Origin of the sequence: Streptomyces sp. NPDC051315 (genome assembly GCF_044455165.1) — a bacterium.
In the GTDB taxonomy this organism is placed as follows: Bacteria; Actinomycetota; Actinomycetes; order Streptomycetales; family Streptomycetaceae; genus Streptomyces.
Window position 1 is genome coordinate 52,358 of sequence record NZ_JBITEN010000027.1, and the last position, 17,153, is coordinate 69,510.

Below are 17,153 nucleotides of genomic sequence, written 5' to 3' on the forward strand. Positions count from 1 at the left end.
CACATGACGAAGGGCGTGCCCCTGCCGTGGCAGGAGACGCGCACCCGACGAAGGGACTTGCCCCGCCGTGGCAGGAGACCCCACTCATGGCGAAGGGCCTGCCCCGCCGTACGGAGACGGTGGGGCAGGCCCGGTGGCCGGTCACGAGACGGCGCTGCGCAGTCCCTCGACGTCGATCTGCTCGGTCTCGTCGTGCGCGGTCAGGTCGATCACCTGGCCGACCCCGCGCGCCTCCTCGTCCGCCGGCTTGAACTCCGCCTCGGACTCGGCCTTGTGCAGCGCGAGCGCCTCCTGGCCGACGACGTCGGCGAGGTCCTCGTTCTGCACGGCCTCCAGCGCCTCGGACGCCGACGACTTCTGCGTACCGAAGAAGTCGAACCCGCCCTCGGCCACCGGACGCCGCACCGGCTGCGCGGTCGGTACGACGGCCACGGCGGTCGGCACGGTGAAGTGCCCGGAGGGGGGTCCGGAGGAACCCCGCACGGGGTCGGCGGAGCGCGGGACGCGCGTGCCGGCGTCGGACGGGGCGGCCTCGCGGTCAGCGGCGTCGGGGGCCACGGCCTCGGGGTCCGCGGTCTCAGGGTCCGCGCTCTCGGCGGCCGTGATCTCGCGAGCCGCGAGCTCGGAGGCGGCAACCCTGGACGCGGGGTCGGGGGCGACAGGCGGTCCGTCGGCCGCGGGCCGCGCGGCTTCCGGCTCCAGCGTCGTGTCCGGCCCCAGTGTGGTGTCGGGCTCCAGCGCGGCGTCCGTGGCCTCGGCGTACTCCGGCCGGGCGGTGGCCTCTTCCGGAGCGGCCTGCTCCACCGGGGTGCCGTTCTCCCCGGCGGCCGTGTCGGGGGCGGCCGCGCGCGTGTGCTCGTCGACCGCCTCGGGCTTCCCCTCGGCCTCGTCCTCCCGCGCGGCCTCCGCGTCGGCGCCGGTCTCCGCGGGGGCGGTCCGGGCGGGCTCCGCCCCGGTGGGCACGTCGCCCTTCGCCGGCTTCGCCGATCCGGCCGCGTCGCCGTCGAACCGGGCCAGCGCGGCCTGGGCCCGCAGGAACAACTGGGAGCCGGCCGGGGAGAAGACCTCCGAAGCCCTCGGCGCGTCCTCGGCGGTCTCGACGTCCTCGGTCGCCCCGGCGGCGTTCGCCTCGTTCGCGGCGCCCTCCGCGCTCCCGACGCTCTGCGCGCTCCCGACGTTCTGCGCGCCGAAGCGCTCCACGCTCTCAAGCGTCTCCGCCTCGGCGGCCTCCGCCATGGCGGCCTTCCGCGTGGCGACCGCGCCCGTCCCCGCCCCGGGCGCCTCCTCGGCTGCCCGCGCGGGCGGCAGGGCACGCGCCGGGGCCGTGGCCTCTATCTCGAGCAGGCGGCGGCCCTCCAGGGCGGTCGCCCGCTCGGTCTCCGCCGTGGCGTAGCGGCGCAGCAGGGCCGCGTGCTCGTTGCGCAGGGCGGCCAGTTCGGCCCGCTTGGCCCGCAGTCGCTGCTCCAGCTTGACGCGCAGCTCACGCGATTCGTCGAGGTCGCTCTCCAGCTCCGCGACGCGTTCCTCGAAGCGCCACTCGTCGCTCGCACGCGCGCGCGTGAGGTCGGCGACCTGCTTGCCGGCCTGGATGTCCCAGCGGCGCATCACGACCGCGCCGAGGACCGCCGTCACCGCGGCGGCCGCGGCGAGCGCCCGGAGCACCAGTTGCTCCGAGAACGCCCAGGGGCCGAGGGCGCAGACGAGGGAGACGCCTGCGATCGCCGAAGGTGGCAGCAGCCTGTGCAAAGGCGGGGAATGGCGGTGACGTCCACGTGGCATGGCCAGAAACTTACCGCGCGTAGGCGAATGTTGGCGCCCCGCCCCGTAAAAACACAGCCATACCGATGCCTTCACACGGCATCAGGAAACAGAGCGGTCGCCGAATTCCCCGACATTCAAGATCATTTCCTGTTGGCCGGCCCGCACCCGACCTCACCGGCCGCTCAGCCGCCCGCTGATCCACTCCAGCGTCGGCGGGATCTCACGCCGCCAGGTGTTGAAGTTGTGTCCGCCGCTTTCGAGGATGATCGACGAGATCCTCGTCCTGTTCGTCGCCTTCACCTGGTCAATGAACTTCAACGTGGCCTTGTAGTTGGATTCCCCCACCTTGCTGCTGGTGACGAGCAGCGAGGTGTCCGGCGCGGGCCGGTGTCCGATAAACCAGCGCAGGTCGGCCTCGTCGCGCAGGGTCTCGTCGCCGTGGAAGAGGTCACCGGTGGTCGGGTCGATCGGCGCCTTGTAGTACGCCGACAGGCCGGCGCCCGCCGCGTAGACGTCGGGGTGGTGCATCGCCAGCTTCAGCGCGCAGTAACCGCCCGTGGAGTCACCGATGATGCCCCAGCCGCCCGGCCCGGCGCCCACCCTGTAGTGGGCCGTCACCGCGTCCGGCAGGTCCTTGGCGAAGAACGACTCGGTCTGCGGCCCGTCCGGTATGTCCACGCACTCCGTGTCCCGCGGCGGCGCCACCGTCGGCCGCAGCATCACCAGGATCATCGGCTGCATCCGCCCGTCCCCGGCGAGCTGCCGCGCGGTGCGCGGGTAGTGCAGCTTGTCCACGAGCGCCTCCGCCGTACCGGGATAGCCCGTGAGGACCACGGCCGCCGGGAACGTGCGCGTGCGCTGGCGGGGATCGAAGTACTCCGGCGGCAGGTAGACGTACGCGGGCGTGGCGATGTGCGTCGTCCGGCCGGTGATGGCGACCTTCTGGATCTGCCCGCCGACCCGCGGCCCTCCGCCCGCGCCCGCCACGCGCCGGGTGTCCACCACCCGCAGCGATCCCCGGCCGTCACCCGCCGCGTGGTCGACGACCACCCCCACGTCGGTCTCCCGGCCGAACAGGTCCGCCCAGCTCGCGTAGAAGCCGAAGGCCTGGTTGGCGGCGAGTCCCACCGAGAGGAAGAGCGCCAACTGGGTGGCGAACAGCAGGCCGACGCGCCCCAGGACGGACCGCCAGCCGCGCCGGGCCAGCCGCGGCCACTGCCACACCGTGCCGGCGAAGAGCAGTGAGGCAGACAGGACCGCCAGCAGCAGCACTGTGTTGCTCGTAAGACCCATGTGGTGTTCCTGCCTGCGCTTCCCGTCCGGGCTCCCGCGCCCCTCGCTCCCTCGCGAGGGCCTGCCCGGACTTTCCCAGTCCTTTTCAACGGCTTTGAGGAGGCGAGTGAACCTCTCTCCCCGAGACACCGTCCTAGAGGGCGCAATGTCGCCGGATGCCCGAATCGGCACCGGGTCCAAGGTCTCTCGCGGAACTACGGGATGCGATGTCTGTCAGGGAAGATGGGGAAAAGTCGGGCGGGGTTCCGAGCCGATCAAGCCGGGTGCGCAAGCTGATCCGGGGCCCGCGCCCCGAGTCCGTGCCCGCCCTCGTCGGCAGGGCCTGCGCCCTGGTGGGCCTGCTGGACGTCGCCGCGGGCGTCTTCCCGCGGTTCCGGCACAGCCGTATGCACACGATCGCCGAGGTGCTGCCCGGCGCGCTCGGCCCGTTCGCCGCCGCGCTCTCGCTCAGCGCCGGCGTCCTGCTGCTGCTCCTCGCGCACGGCCTCAAGCGCGGCAAGCGCCGCGCGTGGCGCGCGGCGGTCGCCCTGCTCCCGGCGGGCGCCGTCGCGCAGTTCACCTACCGGCACTCGGTCGTCGGCGCGCTGATCTCCGTCGCGCTCCTGGTGCCCCTGCTGGTCCACCGCGACCAGTTCAGGGCCCTGCCCGACCCGCGCAGCCGCTGGCGGGCGCTCGCCAACTTCGTGCTCATGGGCGCGGGTTCGCTCCTGCTGGGGCTGGTCATCGTCAGCGCCCACCCCGGCCGCCTGATCGGCGACCCCAGCCTGGCCGACCGCATCACCCACGTCCTGTACGGCCTGTTCGGCTTCGAGGGGCCGGTCGACTACCAGGGCAACACCTCCTGGACGGTCGCCTTCTCCCTCGGCGCCCTCGGGCTGCTCACCGCCGTCACCACCATCTACCTCGCCTTCCGTCCCGAACACCCGGCCGCCCGCCTCACCGAGGAGGACGAGGTCCGGCTGCGGGCCCTGCTGGAGAAGCACGGCGGCCGCGACTCCCTGGGCCACTTCGCCCTGCGCCGCGACAAGGCCGTCGTGTTCTCCCCCAGCGGCAAGGCGGCGGTGACCTACCGCGTCGTCTCCGGCGTGATGCTCGCCAGCGGTGACCCCATCGGCGACGTCGAGGCCTGGCCCGGCGCCATCGAGCGCTTCATGGACGAGGCCAGGGCACACTCCTGGACCCCCGCCGTCATGGGCTGCTCGGAGACGGGCGGCGAGGTGTGGACCCGGGAGACCGGACTCGACGCCCTGGAACTGGGCGACGAGGCGGTGGTGGACGTCGCGGATTTCTCGCTCGCCGGCCGCGCGATGCGCAACGTGCGCCAGATGGTCAAGCGCATCGAGCGCGCCGGTTACGAAACCCGGGTACGACGTGTCCGTGACCTCGGCGACGCCGAACTGGAGCGCATCCGGCGCGCCGCCGAGGACTGGCGGGGCACCGACACCGAACGCGGCTTCTCGATGGCCCTGGGCCGGGTGGGCGACCCCGCCGACGGCGACTGCCTCATCGCCACCGCCCACAAGGCCGACGCCGAACCCGGGCCGTACGGCGATCTCAAGGCGATCCTGCACTTCGTGCCCTGGGGCACGGACGGCGTCTCCCTCGACCTGATGCGCCGCGACCGCTCGGCCGACCCCGGCATGAACGAACTGCTGATCGTCGCCGCGCTCCAGGCCGCCCCGAGGTTCGGCATCGCGCGCGTGTCGCTGAACTTCGCCATGTTCCGCTCGGCCCTGGCGCGCGGCGAGAAGATCGGCGCGGGGCCGGTGCTGCGCGCCTGGCGCGGGCTGCTGGTGTTCCTCTCGCGCTGGTTCCAGATCGAGTCGCTGTACAAGTTCAACGCCAAGTTCCAGCCCCGCTGGGAGCCCCGCTTCGTCGTCTACCGGGCCTCCGGCGACCTGCCCCGCATCGGCTTCGCCGCCATGCAGGCCGAGGGCTTCGTCGACCTCGCCCTTCCCCTGCCGCGTTTCCTGCGCCGCCGTTCGTCCCCCGCACGCGCGTGTACGCACCAGCTGGCGGAGCGGGACATGCGGGCGGCGTAGCCGCGACGCGACGCGCCCGGGCTCGGGCACGGGCACGTCCGTGGAGACCGGCCCGGGCGGAAGCCCCGCCCCCGGCCGGCGGGCTTCCGCCCGGGCCGCACGATCGTGGCTCCCTGCGGGGCCTACGCTGAACGTATGAGCAAGCAGAGCGGACGCGGGCGCGTCGCCGGCCTTCCGGAATGGGACCGCAGCGCCGTCATGGGAGTCGTCAACGTGACCCCCGACTCCTTCTCCGACGGCGGCCGCTGGTTCGACACGACGGCCGCCGTCAAGCACGGCCTGCAGCTGGCCGCCGAGGGCGCGGACCTCGTCGACGTCGGCGGTGAGTCCACCCGCCCCGGCGCGACCCGCGTCGACGAGGCCGAGGAGCTCCGTCGCGTCATCCCCGTCGTCCGCGGCCTCGCCTCCGAGGGCGTCGTCGTCTCCGTCGACACCATGCGCGCCTCCGTCGCCGCACGGGCCCTCGCGGCCGGCGCCGCCCTCGTCAACGACGTCAGCGGCGGCCTCGCCGACCCGCGGATGATCCCGGTCGTCGCCGACGCGGGGGCGCCCTTCGTCGTCATGCACTGGCGCGGCTTCCTCCAGGGCGGCAACGTCAAGGGCGTCTACGACGACGTCGTCCGCGAGGTCGTCGACGAACTGCGCGCGCGCGTGGACGCCGTCCTGGCCGGCGGCGTCGCCCCCGACCGCATCGTCGTCGACCCCGGCCTCGGCTTCTCCAAGGGCGCCGACCACGACCTCGCCCTCCTCGCCCACCTCGACCGCCTGCACGCCCTGGGATACCCCCTGCTCGTCGCCGCCTCCCGCAAGCGGTTCCTCGGCCGCGTGCTCGCGGGACCGGAGGGCGCGCCACCGCCCGCCCGGGAGCGCGACGCCGCCACGGCAGCCGTCTCCGCACTCGCGGCCCACGCGGGCGCGTGGGCGGTGCGCGTGCACGAGGTGCGCGCGACGGCCGACGCGGTACGGGTCGCGCGCGCCGTGGAAGGAGCGCGTACGTCACCGGACACGCCGGGCGCGGCGACCGAGCCCGGGGCGCACTCCCCCGCGGACGCGCAGGCCCCCCAGCCCCCGCACACCCCCCATGGCGCAGAAGGAGCCCGGTGAGCGCCCCCCACACCGACGTCGAGCAGGTGGAGGCAGCCAACACCGCCTTCTACGAGGCGCTGGAGCAGGGCGACTTCGAGACGGTGTCCTCGCTCTGGCTCACCCCGGCCGACCTGGGCGTCGACGAGGAGTACCACGACCCGGCGGACGTGGGCGTGGTCTCCTGCGTGCACCCGGGCTGGCCCGTGCTCACCGGACGGGGCGAGGTGCTGAGGTCGTATGCGCTGATCATGGCGAACACCGACTACATCCAGTTCTTCCTCACCGATGTGCATGTGTCCGTCACCGGTGACACCGCCCTGGTGACCTGCACCGAGAACATCCTCAGCGGCGGCCCCGCCCCGAAGGCCGGCGAGGAGCTGGGTCCGCTCGTGGGCCAACTGGTGGTCGCCACGAACGTGTTCCGTCGCACTCCCGACGGCTGGAAACTGTGGTCGCACCACGCCTCCCCGGTCCTGGCCGAGAACGAGGAGGAGGACGACGAGGAGAGCCCCTCCTGAGCGGGTGGGCGGCACGGCGGGTGACCTGCGGAACCCCGGCCCCGGGGAGGCCCGGCGACCGGGGAGTGGTTGGAATCACGCACCGGGGGTAGTCGCGGCTACCAGCCCGTGAGCCGCCGGGTTCCGCCGGGGAAACGTACGGTGAAACCTCCTGGCGCCGACCCGGCCGACGCCCCCAAGGCCCGGTCCGGTCGGTGCTCGCAGGTAGATTCGTCCGAGGCCGGTGTGGCGCCCGCACACGGTACGGACCGGCCGTCACCGACGACTGCAGGAGTGATTCGCGTGGATCGTGTCGCGCTGCGCGGCCTGAAGGCCCGCGGGTACCACGGCGTGTTCCCCAAGGAACGCGAGGAGGGCCAGACCTTCATCGTGGACCTCGTCCTCGGCCTGGACACCCGTCCGGCCGCGGCCGACGACGACCTGGCGAAGACCGTGCACTACGGCATCGTGGCGGAGGAGGTCGTGGCCGTCGTCGAGGGCGATCCGGTCGACCTCGTCGAGACGCTCGCCGAGCGCATCGCCCAGGCCTGTCTGAAGCACGAGGCAGTTCAGGAGGTCGAGGTCTGCGTCCACAAACCGGACGCACCGATCACGGTCCCCTTCGACGACGTGACCGTCACCATCACCCGGAGCCGAGTATGACCGCTTCCTTCACCGAGGGTCACAGCGACCCGACCGTACAGCCGGTACCCGCCTCCGTCGTCGAGAAGGTCGACGCCGCCGACACCACCCTGCACAACCCGCAGCGCGCCGTCGTCTCCATCGGCTCCAACCTCGGCAACCGCATGGAGACCCTCCAGGGCGCCATCGACGCCCTCGAGGACACGCCCGGCCTGCGCGTCAAGGCCGTCTCCCCCGTCTACGAGACGGAGCCGTGGGGCGTCGAGCCGGGCAGTCAGCCCTCGTACTTCAACGCGGTCGTGATCCTGAAGACGACCCTGCCCCCGTCCTCCCTCCTGGAGCGGGCGCACGCGGTCGAGGAGGCCTTCCACCGGGTCCGGGACGAGCGCTGGGGCGCGCGCACCCTCGACGTCGACATCGTCGCGTACGCCGACGTCGTCTCCGACGATCCGCACCTCACGCTCCCCCATCCGCGCGCACACGAACGCGCCTTCGTCCTCGCCCCGTGGCACGACGTGGAGCCCACCGCCCAGCTGCCCGGCCGCGGGACCGTCGCCGATCTCCTCGACACCGTGACGCGCGAGGGTGTGGCGCCCCGCAAGGATCTGGAACTCCGGCTGCCCGAGTAGTCGTTAAGGTCGACAGGACCAGAGTCCCGCGGACACCTCCCGCGGGATCGGGGGAACCGAAGGGACACCGTGAGAGAGCTGCGCATCAGGGTGCTGGCGGGCGTCTTCGTCGTCGCCGGTGTCCTGTCCTGGGCGGGCGCCCGCCTCTGGAACTCGATCGGGACCCTCCCCAGCGTCCCGCTCGCCGCCCCCATCGTCCTCGCCGTGATCGCCGCGATCCTGCTGGCCACGGCCCTCTCGCTGCGGGGCCGCCTCAAGGCCCAGCGCGAGCGTCGCCCCGAGGCCAAGGGCGTCGATCCCCTGATGGCGGCCCGCGCGGTCGTCTTCGGCCAGTCCAGCGCCCTGGTCGCCGCCCTCGTCGCCGGCATGTACGGCGGTACGGGCGTCTTCCTCCTGGAATCCCTCGACATCCCCGCCCGCCGCGACCAGGCCGTCTACGCCGGCTTCTCGGTCCTGACCGGCATCGCCGTCATAGCGGCGGCGCTCTTCCTGGAGCGGGTCTGCAGGCTCCCGGAGGACGACGACAACAACACGGGAGCGGCTTCGGCGGCGTAAGCCCGCCGGCCCCTGCCCCGCGCCTGCGGCCCCTGCCCCGCGCCCTGACCGCGTCAGCGCGCCATGATCAGGCTCATCGCCTCGTTGCGCGTCGCCATGTCCCGCAGCTGCCCGCGCACCGCCGAGGTGAGGGTCTTCGCGCCGGGCTTGCGGATGCCCCGCATCGACATGCACATGTGCTCGCACTCCACGACGACGATGACGCCGCGCGGCTCGAGGATCTCCATCAGGGAGTCCGCGATCTGCGTGGTGAGTCGTTCCTGCACCTGCGGACGGCGGGCGTAGACGTCCACGAGACGGGCCAGCTTGGACAGACCCGTGATCTTGCCGGTGGTGGACGGGATGTACCCGACGTGCGCGACACCCCGGAAGGGCACCAGGTGGTGCTCGCACGTCGAGTACACCTCGATGTCCTTGACGAGCACCATCTCGTCGTGACCCAGGTCGAACGTCGTCGTCAGCACGTCCTCGGGCTGCTGCCACAACCCCGCGAAGATCTCCTTGTAGGCCCGCGCCACCCGCGCCGGTGTCTCCCTGAGTCCCTCACGGTCCGGGTCCTCGCCGACCGCGATCAGCAGTTCACGTATGGCGTTCTCGGCCCGTTTCTCGTCGAACTCACCGATGGAGCCCTCGCCGTCGAGCGTCACGGGGTCGGTCATTCCTGATGCCTCGTTCCTGTGCGGGTCGCGTGTGGATCACGCGTGTGCGTGCGACATGGCCAAAATGCCGCGCCCCCCAGGCTAGAACCAGGGGGGCGCGGCATCCATTCCGGGCCTGGTGGGCCACCGTGGGCCCAGAGCGTCAGCTCTCCGGACGCTCCTCGGTGGCCGGCTCGGCCGCCGGGGCGGGGTCCACCGCGGTGGACTTGGCGGTGGTGATCGCCGGGGTCGCGCCGTTGGCACCGTTGGTCAGTGCCAGCTCCTTCGGGGAGAGCACCGGCGGCCGGGTGGACGGCGTGCGCCGCGAGGAGCCGGTCCAGGCGGGCCGCGGCGGGCGCTTGACGATCGGGGCGAAGATCTCGGCGATCTCCTCCTTGCCGAGGGTCTCCTTCTCCAGCAGCTGGAGCACCAGGTTGTCGAGGACGTCGCGGTTCTCGACCAGGATCTCCCAGGCCTCGTTGTGCGCGTTCTCGATGAGCTTCTTGACCTCTTCGTCCACCAGCGCGGCGACCTCTTCCGAGTAGTCGCGCTGGTGAGCCATCTCACGGCCGAGGAACGGCTCGGTGTTGTCGCCGCCGAACTTGATGGCGCCGAGACGCTCGGTCATGCCGTACTGGGTGACCATCGCGCGGGCCGTGGCGGTGGCCTTCTCGATGTCGTTCGCGGCGCCCGTGGTCGGGTCGTGGAAGACCAGTTCCTCGGCCGCGCGGCCGCCCAGCATGTAGGCGAGCTGGTCGAGCATCTCGTTGCGCGTGGTCGAGTACTTGTCCTCGTCCGGGAGCACCATCGTGTAGCCGAGGGCCCGGCCGCGGGACAGGATCGTGATCTTGTGGACCGGGTCGGAGTTCGGGGAGGCCGCCGCGACCAGGGCGTGACCGCCCTCGTGGTACGCGGTGATCTTCTTTTCCTTGTCCGACATGATCCGGGTCCGCTTCTGCGGGCCCGCCACGACGCGGTCGATGGCCTCGTCGAGCATGTGGTTGTCGATGAGCTTCTTGTCGGAGCGGGCGGTGAGCAGCGCCGCCTCGTTCAGCACGTTCGACAGGTCGGCGCCGGTGAAGCCCGGCGTGCGGCGGGCGACCGCCGCGAGGTCGACGTCGGGCGCGACCGGCTTGCCCTTCTGGTGGACCTTGAGGATCTCCAGACGGCCCTGCATGTCCGGGCGGTCGACCGCGATCTGGCGGTCGAAGCGGCCGGGACGCAGCAGCGCCGGGTCGAGGATGTCGGGCCGGTTCGTGGCGGCGATGAGGATCACACCGCCCTTGACGTCGAAGCCGTCCATCTCGACGAGCAGCTGGTTCAGCGTCTGCTCTCGCTCGTCGTGACCACCGCCGAGGCCGGCGCCGCGGTGGCGGCCGACCGCGTCGATCTCGTCGACGAAGACGATCGCCGGGGCGTTCGCCTTGGCCTGCTCGAAGAGGTCACGGACTCGGGAGGCACCGACACCGACGAACATCTCGACGAAGTCGGAACCGGAGATCGAGTAGAAGGGGACGCCCGCCTCGCCGGCGACGGCGCGCGCGAGCAGGGTCTTGCCGGTGCCGGGAGGCCCGTAGAGCAGGACGCCCTTGGGGATCTTGGCGCCGACGGCCTGGAACTTCGCCGGTTCCTGCAGGAACTCCTTGATCTCGTGGAGCTCCTCGACGGCCTCGTCCGAGCCGGCGACGTCCGCGAACGTCGTCTTCGGCGTGTCCTTGGTGATGAGCTTGGCCTTGGACTTGCCGAAGTTCATGACCCGGGAGCCGCCGCCCTGCATCTGATTCATCAGGAACAGGAAGACGACCACGATGAGGACGAAGGGGAGCAGGGAGAGCAGGATGCCCACGATGGGGTTCTGCTTGGACGGCGACACGGTGTAGCCGTCCGGAATCTGCTTGTCCTGGTACTTGGTCTGCAGCGTGTTGGCGATGGTCACGCCCTGGTCGCCGATGTAGCTCGCCTGGATCTTCGAGCTGCCCTCGACCTTTTCGCCGTTCTTGAGCGTGACCTTGATGGTCTGCTCGTCACCGGTGGTGAGCTTGGCCGACTCGACCTTGTTGTCGTTGATCGCTGCCACGACCTGGCCGGTGTCCACCGTCTTGTAGCCGCCGGACGAGCCGACGACCTGCATCAACACGACCACGGCAAGGACGGCCAGCACGATCCACATGACCGGCCCACGGAAGTATCGCTTCACGTCCATCCATACGGAGCGGTACCGCCCCGTCCCTCCTGCCATAGTGAGTTTGATAAGACAGTTCTTCTGACGGTACCCCAGCATCGGCGCCCGAAGCCGCACAGGACGGCTGAGGAACCCGTCTGCATGCTTCAACGGCGCGGAACCCGCTGGGGTTCCCGGTCGTCCTACAAGGGAGTCCTTGTGGCTCAGCCGCCGTAGACGTGGGGCGCGAGCGTACCGACGAACGGGAGGTTGCGGTACTTCTCGGCGTAGTCGAGGCCGTAGCCCACGACGAACTCGTTCGGGATGTCGAAGCCGACCCATTCCACGTCGATGGCGACCTTCGCGGCCTCGGGCTTGCGCAGCAGCGTGCACACCTTGAGCGAGGCGGGCTCGCGGGAGCCGAGGTTCGAGAGCAGCCAGGACAGGGTCAGGCCGGAGTCGATGATGTCCTCGACGATGAGGACGTGCTTGCCCTTGATGTCCGTGTCGAGGTCCTTGAGGATCCGCACGACGCCGGAGGACTGGGTGCCCGCGCCGTACGACGACACGGCCATCCAGTCCATGGTGACGGGGGTGGACAGCGCCCGCGCGAGGTCCGCCATGACCATCACCGCGCCCTTGAGGACGCCGACGATCAGCAGGTCTTTGCCCGCGTACTCCGCGTCGATCTTCGCGGCCAGCTCGGCCAGCTTCGCGTCGATCTCTTCCTTGGTGATGAGTACCTGCTTGAGGTCGGCACCCATGTCTTTCGCGTCCACCCGCATCACTTTCGGTCGTCCCACCGGCCGGCCGGCCCCTCCGTGGAGTGCTGGGAGGGTCCGGATTCAGCCTTGCCGAATCACCAGTCTGCCACCCTGACGCTGGGCGACGACTTTACCGGGGAGATTGATGGCTCCCTGGCCGCGCCAGCCGGTGATCAGCCGGTCGACCTCCTCGATGTGCCGGGCGAACAGCGAACCGGCCGGGGCGCCCGCCTCGATGGCGGCCCTCCGCAGGATCCGGCGGCGCACGGCGGGCGGGAGGGCGTAGAGCTTGGCGCACTCCAGGAGGCCGGCCGCGTCCCGTACGGCGGCCTCCGCCTGGCGGGCCCAGGCGTCGAGGGCGTCGGCGTCGTCGCGGGAGAGCTGGGCGGTCCGGGCGAGGGCCTCGACGACGCCCTTGCCGAGGGCCTTCTCCAGGGCGGGCAGGCCTTCGTGGCGCAGCCGGGAGCGGGTGTAGGCGGGGTCGGCGTTGTGCGGGTCGTCCCAGACGGGCAGGGACTGGACCATGCACGCCTTGCGGGCGGTCTGCCGGTCGAGTTCGAGGAAGGGGCGGCGGTAACGGCCGCCGGCCCCCGAGACCGCGGCCATTCCGGACAGGGATCGGATGCCCGAGCCGCGGGCGAGGCCGAGCAGGACGGTCTCGGCCTGGTCGTCGCGGGTGTGGCCGAGCAGGACGGCGGCGGCGCCGTGGCGTTCGGCGGCGGCGTCGAGGGCGGCGTAGCGGGCGTCGCGGGCGGCGGCCTCGGGGCCGCCTTCTCGGCCGACGGTGACGGCGGTGGACTCGACCGGGTCGAGGCCGAGTTCGCGCAGGCGCACGACGACTTCCTCGGCGCGCAGGTCGGATCCGGGTTGCAGCCCGTGGTCGACCGTGATGCCGCCGGCGCGGATGCCGAGCTTCGGGGCTTCGAAGGCGAGGGCGGAGGCGAGCGCCATGGAGTCGGCGCCGCCGGAGCACGCCACGAGCACGAGCGGCGGGGCGGGGCGCTCGTGCGGGGGGACGCCGGGGGAGGCGTCGGTGGTGCCGGTGTGTTCGATGAGGAGGTCGTGGAGGACGCGGCGGACCGCCAGGCGTATCGCCGCGACCGCAGGATGGGGACCCATGTCCGGTTCCCTTCATGAAGTTTTCGGGGGGTGAGCCCGAGGTCGGTCACTCAGAGTGTGTAGATGGTGACAGAGCCGGGCCGTTCCCCGAGCATTGCACGCCTACGCGGGGCTCACGGTCCCTCGGACGGGTGATTGGAGGGGCGTTCGCCTGCCGTCGGCCGGTATTCCGGATCACCGGAGTTCACGAGGGATCACGCGGGATCACGTCGGGCACATCGGTGCTCATGACGCGGCCTAGCGGTGCACCCGTGCGACCCAGTCCGCGGGTTTGGCGATCTCGGCCTTGGTCGGGAGGGTGTTGGGGGAGGTCCAGACGCGGTTGAAGCCGTCCATGCCGACCTCTTCGACGACCGACCGTACGAATCGTTCGCCTTCCTGGTACTGCCTGAGCTTGGCGTCCAGACCCAGCAGCTTGCGCAGGGCCATGTCCAGGCGGGAGGCGCCCTTGGCGCGGCGCTGCTGGAACTTCTCGCGGATCTCGGAGACGGTCGGGACGACTTCCGGACCCACGCCGTCCATGACGAAGTCGGCGTGGCCCTCCAGGAGGGACATCACGGCGGTGAGGCGGGCGAGGATCTCGCGCTGGGCGGGGCTCTGCACCAGTTCGACGAGGGAGTGACCGCCGTCGTCCTCCTCGCCCTCGGGTCGGCCGCCGACGAGGGACTGGGCGGCTTCCCGGACGCGCTCCAGGAAGGTCATGGGGTCGACGTCGGTCTCGGCGAGGAAGGCCTGGATCTCGCCCTCGAGGTGGTCGCGCAGCCAGGGCACGGCGGAGAACTGGGTGCGGTGCGTCTCCTCGTGCAGGCACACCCAGAGGCGGAAGTCGTGGGGGTCGACGTCGAGTTCGCGCTCCACGTGGACGATGTTCGGGGCCACGAGGAGGAGGCGGCCGCCGCCGTCGGCGCCGGCGGGCAGGTCACGGGTGGGCGGGGCGAAGGTCTCGTACTGGCCGAGGACGCGGGAGGCGAGGAACGACAGCAGCATGCCGAGTTCGACGCCGGTGACCTTGCCGCCGACGGCTCCGAAGACCGCGCCGCCCGGGCTGTTGCCGCGGCGCTCCTGCATCTTGTCGAGGAGCGGTTTGAGGATCTCGCGGAAGCCGGCGACGTTCGCCCGGACCCAGCCGGGGCGGTCGACGACAAGGATGGGGGTGTCGTGGGTCTCTTCGGTGCCCATACGAGTGAAGCCCCGGACGTGTCCCTCCGAGGCCTTGGCGTGGCGGCGAAGCTCCGCGACGACGGCGCGGGCCTCGTCGCGGCTCACCTCGGGGCCCGGCCGTACGAGCCGGGTCGCGGTCGCGACCGCGAGATTCCAGTCGACCATCCCGGAAGAGGCACCACCGATGCTCGTCATGTGTCAACCGTACGTGAGCGCTGCCACTGGGGGCAGGTCGCGGGAGCTCGGTGGGGGGTGCTTCAGGGTCGGGGGTCGGGGTTGAGCCGGGGGTGTCGGGTGCGAGAGCAGTGTTCGTGCCGGGCCCGGGGCCGGGGCCGGGGGCGGGTCGAGCGGCCCGGCACCGACGGGGCGCCGCGCGCCCATCCCTGCCGCCCCGGGCGGCGCGACGGCCCCCGGAGCGACGGCCCCCGGGCCCCCGGCTCGGGCCCCCCGGCATGCGGCGGCGCCGCTCGCGCGCAGTGGCGGCCGTGCGGGGCGGCGGCTGCGGGGCGGCGGCTGCGGGAGGGGGCCGCCGCCCTCGTGGGCCCGGCTACCGGCAGCCGCAGGCCGCCAGTGCTGTGGCCGCCCGGTCCAGGGCCGACTGGGCCGAGAAGGGGTCCGTCGTGTTCGAGGTGAGGAGGGCGAAGGCGAGGAGGCGGCCGTCCTGGTCGACGACGGTGCCGGCCAGGGTGTTGACCCCCGTCAGGGTGCCGGTCTTGGCGCGGACGATGCCGGCCGCGCCGTCGGTGTAACGGGTGGAGAGGGTGCCGGTGAAGCCGGCGACGGGCAGGCCGGTGAGGGCCGGGCGGAGGTCGGGGTGGGCCGGGTCGCCGGCCTTGGCCAGGAGGGCGGTCAGGAGGTTCGCCGTCAGGCGGTCCCCGCGGTCGAGGCCGCTGCCGTCCCTGAACTCGGCCCCCGTCATGGGCAGTCCGAGCCGCGACAGCTGGGCGCGGATCGCCTTGCCCGCGCCGGCGAAGTCGGCGCGCACGCCGGTCGCGACGGCCGTCTGACGGGCCAGCGCCTCGGCGATGTCGTTGTCGCTGTTGGTCAGCATGCGTTCGACCAGGGTGGACAGGGGCGGTGAGGAGACCGTGGCCAGGGTCTCCGCGCGCGCGGTCGCCTTCGACGGTCCGGGGGCCGTCGTCTTGACGCCCTGTGCCCGCAGGAAGTCCGCGAACGTGCTCGCCGCGTCGGCCGCCGGGTCCGGTACGCGGGCCGCGGGGCCGCTCGTCGAGTCGTCCGTGCGGCCCTCGTCGGCGGTGAGGGGCGTGACGCGGGCGAGGTTGGGGTTGACCCCGATGGGGTGAAATTCGGAACCGGCGTACAGGGTGGTGTCGTAGGACAGCGTCGCCTGGGTGATGCCGCGTTTCTTCAGGGCGGTGGCGGTGGCGGCGGCGAGGGTGCGGAGGCTGGCGAAGCCCTGGGCGTCGGCGCGGGCGGTGAGGGTGGGGTCGCCGCCGCCGACGAGGACGACCTCCTTGGTGCCGGGTTCGAGCGCGACGCGGGTGGTGAGGCGGTGGTCGGCGCCCATCGCGGTGAGCGCGGCGACCGCGGTGGCGATCTTGGTGGTGGAGGCCGGGGTGAGGGCCTCGTCGGCTCCGGAGCCGTACAGGAGGTTTCCGGTGGCCATGTCGACGACCGCGGCCGTCCGGCGGGTGCCGAGGGCCGGGTCGGTGAGGAGGGGGTCCAGGACGCGGGCGAGGGCGGTGGTTGCGGGGGCGGACTTCACGGTGGTCGTGGCGCCGCCGAGCCCGGCGAGGACGGAGGCGGCGCTGGGGGCGGGCCGCGGCGCGTCGGCCGCCGTGTCGGACGTATCGGACCCATCGGTCGTGCGGCCGTGATCTGCGCCACCCGTCCGCTCCAGTGCGGCGGCCCGCTGGCGCTCGGCCGTACGCTGACCGGTGGAGTCCCAGGGGCCGGCGGCGGTCACCACGCCGACGGCCAGCGCCAGTCCGGCGGTCGCCGCACCCGCGGTGTACTGCCAGGTCCGGTCGGCCTTCGGCCTCGTGATCCGCGCGAGCTGCGGTTTCGCCGCCTGCGTGAGCCGTGCGACCCGCGGCTCGGCGGCCGCCGCGACGCGCGCGAGACGGGGTCGTACGATCCCTGCGGCCCGTGCCAGACGCGGTCGCACGGCGTCCGCGACCCGCACCACATGCGGTCTCGCGGCCCGCCAAGGCCTCAGCTCTGGCACGACCACCAGCCCCTTTCGCGATCACACACCTGCGTGAGGGACACTTAACCACCAGAACTATGTGCTGATCATGGAGGAGCCACCGGTGGAGTTCGACGTCACGATCGAGATTCCGAAGGGTTCGCGGAACAAGTACGAGGTGGACCACGAGACCGGTCGGATCCGCCTGGACCGTCGACTCTTCACCTCGACCGCCTACCCGACCGACTACGGCTTCGTCGAGAACACCCTCGGCGAGGACGGCGACCCGCTGGACGCGCTGGTCATCCTGGACGAGCCGACCTTCCCGGGCTGCCTCATCCGCTGCCGCGCGATCGGCATGTTCCGTATGACGGACGAGGCCGGCGGCGACGACAAGCTGCTGTGCGTCCCGGCGACCGACCCGCGCGTGGAGCACCTGCGTGACATCCACCACGTGTCGGAGTTCGACCGCCTGGAGATCCAGCACTTCTTCGAGGTCTACAAGGACCTGGAGCCCGGCAAGTCCGTCGAGGGCGCCAACTGGGTGGGCCGCGTCGACGCCGAGACCGAGATCGAGCGGTCGTACAAGCGCTTCAAGGAGCAGGGCGGTCACTGACCTCTCCCTTTGACGCGAAAGGGGCCGCACGCGCGCGTGC

At 72.1% G+C, this 17,153-nt stretch carries 15 protein-coding genes; 7 read left to right on the forward strand and 8 right to left on the reverse strand.

Annotated features, from left to right (window positions below):
- Positions 1 to 141: 141 nt before the first annotated feature.
- Positions 142 to 1,779 (reverse strand): hypothetical protein, encoded by a 1,638-nt coding sequence (locus ACIBBD_RS35670; RefSeq protein WP_399423759.1) that lies wholly within the window; start codon positions 1,777 to 1,779, stop codon positions 142 to 144.
- Positions 1,780 to 1,932: 153 nt separating this feature from the next.
- The gene (locus ACIBBD_RS35675; protein WP_399423761.1) at positions 1,933 to 3,054 is read right to left on the reverse strand and encodes an alpha/beta hydrolase; all 1,122 of its coding nucleotides are present in this window, start codon (positions 3,052 to 3,054) and stop codon (positions 1,933 to 1,935) included.
- Between the two features lie 206 nt (positions 3,055 to 3,260).
- On the opposite strand from ACIBBD_RS35675, the gene ACIBBD_RS35680 reads away from it, so the two are divergent.
- The 6 genes from ACIBBD_RS35680 (at position 3,261) to ACIBBD_RS35705 (ending at position 8,505) form a co-directional block, all read left to right on the forward strand.
- Positions 3,261 to 5,096, forward strand: coding sequence for a phosphatidylglycerol lysyltransferase domain-containing protein (locus ACIBBD_RS35680; RefSeq protein ID WP_399423763.1), 1,836 nt, complete (start codon positions 3,261 to 3,263; stop codon positions 5,094 to 5,096).
- Positions 5,097 to 5,231: 135 nt separating this feature from the next.
- Complete coding sequence (gene folP, locus ACIBBD_RS35685) at positions 5,232 to 6,200, forward strand: dihydropteroate synthase (protein ID WP_399423765.1); 969 nt, start codon at positions 5,232 to 5,234, stop codon at positions 6,198 to 6,200.
- Positions 6,197 to 6,700 (forward strand): nuclear transport factor 2 family protein, encoded by a 504-nt coding sequence (locus ACIBBD_RS35690; RefSeq protein WP_399423767.1) that lies wholly within the window; start codon positions 6,197 to 6,199, stop codon positions 6,698 to 6,700. Before folP ends, ACIBBD_RS35690 begins: the two co-directional genes overlap by 4 nt.
- A 282-nt stretch (positions 6,701 to 6,982) precedes the next feature.
- A complete protein-coding gene (folB, locus tag ACIBBD_RS35695; RefSeq protein WP_399423769.1) occupies positions 6,983 to 7,342 on the forward strand; it encodes a dihydroneopterin aldolase in 360 nt (119 codons plus the stop codon).
- A complete protein-coding gene (gene folK / locus ACIBBD_RS35700) occupies positions 7,339 to 7,950 on the forward strand; it encodes a 2-amino-4-hydroxy-6-hydroxymethyldihydropteridine diphosphokinase (RefSeq protein WP_399423770.1) in 612 nt (203 codons plus the stop codon). Before folB ends, folK begins: the two co-directional genes overlap by 4 nt.
- Before the next feature lie 69 nt (positions 7,951 to 8,019).
- Entirely contained in the window at positions 8,020 to 8,505 is a 486-nt protein-coding gene (locus tag ACIBBD_RS35705; protein WP_399423772.1) for a DUF3180 domain-containing protein, read from the forward strand.
- A 53-nt stretch (positions 8,506 to 8,558) separates the two neighbouring features.
- Here the strand turns inward: ACIBBD_RS35705 and folE are convergent, their stop codons facing one another.
- The 6 genes from folE to dacB form a co-directional block, all read right to left on the reverse strand.
- Positions 8,559 to 9,164, reverse strand: a complete 606-nt coding sequence (gene folE, locus ACIBBD_RS35710; protein WP_399423774.1) for a GTP cyclohydrolase I FolE — start codon at positions 9,162 to 9,164, stop codon at positions 8,559 to 8,561.
- A gap of 142 nt (positions 9,165 to 9,306) precedes the next feature.
- The gene (gene ftsH / locus ACIBBD_RS35715) at positions 9,307 to 11,346 is read right to left on the reverse strand and encodes an ATP-dependent zinc metalloprotease FtsH (protein WP_399423776.1); all 2,040 of its coding nucleotides are present in this window, start codon (positions 11,344 to 11,346) and stop codon (positions 9,307 to 9,309) included.
- A 182-nt stretch (positions 11,347 to 11,528) separates the two neighbouring features.
- Positions 11,529 to 12,089, reverse strand: a complete 561-nt coding sequence (hpt, locus tag ACIBBD_RS35720) for a hypoxanthine phosphoribosyltransferase (RefSeq protein WP_037681206.1) — start codon at positions 12,087 to 12,089, stop codon at positions 11,529 to 11,531.
- A gap of 60 nt (positions 12,090 to 12,149) precedes the next feature.
- Positions 12,150 to 13,187, reverse strand: coding sequence for a tRNA lysidine(34) synthetase TilS (gene tilS / locus ACIBBD_RS35725; RefSeq protein ID WP_399423777.1), 1,038 nt, complete (start codon positions 13,185 to 13,187; stop codon positions 12,150 to 12,152).
- A 237-nt stretch (positions 13,188 to 13,424) separates the two neighbouring features.
- Entirely contained in the window at positions 13,425 to 14,543 is a 1,119-nt protein-coding gene (locus ACIBBD_RS35730) for a zinc-dependent metalloprotease (RefSeq protein ID WP_399423779.1), read from the reverse strand.
- A gap of 352 nt (positions 14,544 to 14,895) precedes the next feature.
- A complete protein-coding gene (dacB, locus tag ACIBBD_RS35735) occupies positions 14,896 to 16,542 on the reverse strand; it encodes a D-alanyl-D-alanine carboxypeptidase/D-alanyl-D-alanine-endopeptidase (RefSeq protein ID WP_399423781.1) in 1,647 nt (548 codons plus the stop codon).
- 79 nt (positions 16,543 to 16,621) lie between these two features.
- Here dacB and ACIBBD_RS35740 point away from each other — a divergent pair, with 79 nt between their 5' ends.
- On the forward strand, positions 16,622 to 17,113 hold the full coding sequence (locus ACIBBD_RS35740; RefSeq protein ID WP_399423783.1) for an inorganic diphosphatase: 492 nt from the start codon (positions 16,622 to 16,624) through the stop codon (positions 17,111 to 17,113).
- Positions 17,114 to 17,153: the final 40 nt, after the last annotated feature.

Bases quoted from the DNA above. Each gene is read 5' to 3' on its own strand.
- hpt (WP_037681206.1), bottom strand. From the start codon at position 12,089: ATGCGGGTGGACGCGAAAGACATGGGTGCCGACCTCAAGCAGGTACTC.
- folE (WP_399423774.1), bottom strand. From the start codon at position 9,164: ATGACCGACCCCGTGACGCTCGACGGCGAGGGCTCCATCGGTGAGTTC.
- ACIBBD_RS35680 (WP_399423763.1), top strand. From the start codon at position 3,261: ATGTCTGTCAGGGAAGATGGGGAAAAGTCGGGCGGGGTTCCGAGCCGA.
- folP (WP_399423765.1), top strand. From the start codon at position 5,232: ATGAGCAAGCAGAGCGGACGCGGGCGCGTCGCCGGCCTTCCGGAATGG.
- ACIBBD_RS35730 (WP_399423779.1), bottom strand. From the start codon at position 14,543: ATGACGAGCATCGGTGGTGCCTCTTCCGGGATGGTCGACTGGAATCTC.
- folK (WP_399423770.1), top strand. From the start codon at position 7,339: ATGACCGCTTCCTTCACCGAGGGTCACAGCGACCCGACCGTACAGCCG.
- ftsH (WP_399423776.1), bottom strand. From the start codon at position 11,346: ATGGACGTGAAGCGATACTTCCGTGGGCCGGTCATGTGGATCGTGCTG.
- ACIBBD_RS35670 (WP_399423759.1), bottom strand. From the start codon at position 1,779: ATGCCACGTGGACGTCACCGCCATTCCCCGCCTTTGCACAGGCTGCTG.
- ACIBBD_RS35675 (WP_399423761.1), bottom strand. From the start codon at position 3,054: ATGGGTCTTACGAGCAACACAGTGCTGCTGCTGGCGGTCCTGTCTGCC.
- tilS (WP_399423777.1), bottom strand. From the start codon at position 13,187: ATGGGTCCCCATCCTGCGGTCGCGGCGATACGCCTGGCGGTCCGCCGC.